The organism is Acetobacter pasteurianus subsp. pasteurianus LMG 1262 = NBRC 106471 (assembly GCF_000285275.1).
Lineage (GTDB): Bacteria > Pseudomonadota > Alphaproteobacteria > Acetobacterales > Acetobacteraceae > Acetobacter > Acetobacter pasteurianus.
Window position 1 is genome coordinate 1 of sequence record NZ_CADO01000095.1, and the last position, 2,853, is coordinate 2,853.

Consider the following 2,853-nt stretch of genomic DNA (forward strand, 5'->3'; position numbering starts at 1 on the left):
ATATCCGCAGAGTTCTGCGAAAAATCAATCAAACCGCTTTCTGATTCAGGCTCTCAGAGATTTGTTTCCCGGTCCGGGGATGTCATCATGACTGCAGATGACATTATCGCTGGTAAAGGCGGGTTCCAGAAAGCAGACCTGATGGATTATGGCAGTCTGTATGGTATGGGCTCGTATTATGGAGAAGATTACACAGCATCCTTACTAAAAAATGTTGCGCTTTCAACACGGGAAAATTATGCACACGATGTCGGAGAGAGGACCTTTTCCCATCTGTCTCCGGAAAAGCAGACGGTTGCGACAACCCATATGCGTGAGGATCTTCGTGGCATCGATCTGACACAAGACACGGTTGTGTTACCCGATGCCGTATCCCACGCTTTTGTAAAAATACGTGATGAAACAGCGGCGTCGTTTCTTAGGACAGACCGCTCTTCCGGCTGGAATGCGACACAGGCTCTCACGCCAGCGCTTGCGTTAAAAACAGCCGATTTTCTCATGTATTCAGCTTTGACGACTGTGGCGCATCGCCCTGGCGAGACCTATTCATGGACGCAGAACTGGCCGTATGAACCGTTGGTTGGGAATACACCAACGGGGGCCACATTTATATGGACGTGGGCGAGTTTTGGCTTTGTTTTTCTCGCATTTGGTGTCGTTCTGTTTATCTATGAATACTGGCTTGATGATGCTGATACTAGTTTACGCGAGTGTATTCTGGTTCCTGCACGTCCATTAACATCGAGTCAGAGAAAAATATGGAAATATTTTCTGCTGGTTTACCCGCTATGGACACAAAGACTTTTTAGGAGTGTGTCTCTGGACACCAAAAAGGATTAGTCTGTCATGAAATCTCGACACGACGTTCGGATAAAACGAGTTTACGATCTGCCTTCGGAAATAGATGGCGTTCGTGTTCTTGTGGATCGATTATGGCCTCGAGGGTTGCACAAATCAGATGTTAAAATGGATTATTGGTTAAAGAATGCTGCCCCAAGCTCCGATCTTCGACACTGGTTTGCTCATGACCCGGCTCACTGGGATGAATTCAAACTGAGGTATCGTCATGAGCTTTCTGAAGGAAATTCCGACATCAAAAAACTTGAGAACCTTATGAAAAAAGGGAGGATCACTCTTCTTTATGCTGCGCATGATCCGCTTCATAATCACGCTCTTGTTCTCCAGAAATTTCTGGATGAGCAGGACATATAGGTATTGACGCTAACGTATAAAAAGTATTCATCCGTTATCACGTTTTTAGGAATTATGTTCCATGCCGAATTTAAGTTTTGCTGAAACAGATCAAAAGAATTCTCCCATTATTTGTGACGATGCGATTGTCCGGGTCCATCGCTCAGGCATCATCGAGTTGTGGGATGACAACGCAGTTCAGATGTTTGGTTTTGCGGCGGAGGAAGCTATTGGGAAGTCACTTGATCTGATTATACCGGAAAAATTACGTGAACGGCACTGGAAAGGTTGGTCTTATGTCGTGGAGCAGGGAGTAACAGGTTTTAATTCAGATCGTACACTCACCGTGCCGGCTTTAAGACGGAATGGTTCGCAGATTGTTGTTGTATTCAATATGGATATCATAAGAAACCATAGTGGAAATATCGATGCGATAAAGGTTGTTTTTCGTGATATCAGGAAGCAGCCATGAAACCGTATCGTATTACGTCGGAGTTCAATGCGATAACTCTTCCCGCAGGTCTGCGTCAGCGTCATGCCACGAAGGCTGGCGTATGGGCAGTTATCCGTATTCTGGAAGGAACTGCGACGCTCGTGTACGTTGACACTGGAGAAGTCAGGCATCTGACACCTTGTGAACCAGGCCTTATCAAACCGGAGCAGACGCATTACCTAAAATTATCTGGTTTGGTCCGGCTAAAACTGGAGTTTTACGATTCTGATCCAGTTCATTCTTTGTGAAGTATATGAACACTTACATCTGTAGCTGTAGGGCCGACCCTTTGTGAAATGCTATATGCCCAGTTTTCTGACTGACAATCTCGTATTGAGGTTCCTGGCCTGACGCATGATGATGATACCCATTGACGAGAAATGGTGATGTGTGAATTTTCGTAATTTTACCTGTGACATAACCGGCTTCAGAGTTCCATGAAACAATGTCGCCAATTCTGAAGGTTTGTGAAGACATGGTAATTTTCCTTATGCAACCGAAGACACTGTAAAATGACCAAGGTTAAATGTAAGACGATTTATACGATTGGTCACTCTACGCATTCCCTTGACGAATTTATAACACTTATTTGTCATTATCATATTACATTCGTGGCGGATGTTCGTGCGTTTCCGTATTCCAGGCGTAATCGGGATTACAATGGTAATGTCCTGTCTGAAGCGCTTGGGAAAGTAAACGTTATTTATCGTCATTTTCCGGAGTTAGGCGGGAGACGTCCGCGGTCCAGAACCGTTGCACCTACGATTAATGCATTCTGGCGTGTGCAAAGTTTTCATAATTATGCCGACTATGCTTTAAGCGATGAATTTCAGAAAGGTCTAGCAACTTTAATCGAAGCGAGCCGATATGAAACGGTTGTTTTAATGTGCGCAGAGGTTCTTTGGTGGCGGTGTCATCGGCGCATTATTTCAGATTATCTTCTTTCTAAAGGTTTGACGGTGATCCATATCCTGTCGTTGACGAACACGCAGGAAGGCGTTCTTACGCCTGGTGCTGTTGTCGAACCAACAGGTTGTTTAACGTATCCTCTTCCAGAGTCCGTATGTGTCCAAAATGATGAGAAGTCATAATAAAAATCAGAATATTCCATCGGAACCTGGAGGGTTCTAAAAACCCCCTGGTTTTGAGGTCTTCTGTATGATTCTATT

Annotated in this window: 6 protein-coding genes; 5 read left to right on the plus strand and 1 reads right to left on the minus strand. The window is 44.6% G+C overall.

Annotation, left to right across the window (positions count from 1 at the left end):
• From APA10_RS11485 to APA10_RS11500, 4 genes are all read left to right on the plus strand, one after another.
• Positions 1–840, plus strand: an 840-nt coding sequence (locus tag APA10_RS11485) for a hypothetical protein (protein ID WP_250698539.1), incomplete at its 5' end; no start/stop codon positions are given.
• A 6-nt stretch (positions 841–846) separates the two neighbouring features.
• Complete coding sequence (locus APA10_RS11490; RefSeq protein WP_035366757.1) at positions 847–1,212, plus strand: DUF488 domain-containing protein; 366 nt, start codon at positions 847–849, stop codon at positions 1,210–1,212.
• 61 nt (positions 1,213–1,273) lie between these two features.
• Positions 1,274–1,663, plus strand: a complete 390-nt coding sequence (locus APA10_RS11495; protein ID WP_003631279.1) for a PAS domain-containing protein — start codon at positions 1,274–1,276, stop codon at positions 1,661–1,663.
• Positions 1,660–1,932, plus strand: a complete 273-nt coding sequence (locus APA10_RS11500) for a DUF1971 domain-containing protein (protein ID WP_023524174.1) — start codon at positions 1,660–1,662, stop codon at positions 1,930–1,932. The genes APA10_RS11495 and APA10_RS11500 overlap by 4 nt, the downstream gene beginning before the upstream one ends.
• Before the next feature lie 13 nt (positions 1,933–1,945).
• Here the strand turns inward: APA10_RS11500 and APA10_RS11505 are convergent, their stop codons facing one another.
• Positions 1,946–2,161, minus strand: coding sequence for a hypervirulence associated TUDOR domain-containing protein (locus tag APA10_RS11505; protein WP_010512346.1), 216 nt, complete (start codon positions 2,159–2,161; stop codon positions 1,946–1,948).
• 35 nt (positions 2,162–2,196) lie between these two features.
• Between APA10_RS11505 and APA10_RS14730 the strand changes: the two genes are divergently transcribed.
• On the plus strand, positions 2,197–2,775 hold the full coding sequence (locus APA10_RS14730; RefSeq protein WP_006115867.1) for a DUF488 domain-containing protein: 579 nt from the start codon (positions 2,197–2,199) through the stop codon (positions 2,773–2,775).
• The last annotated feature ends 78 nt before the right edge of the window (positions 2,776–2,853 follow it).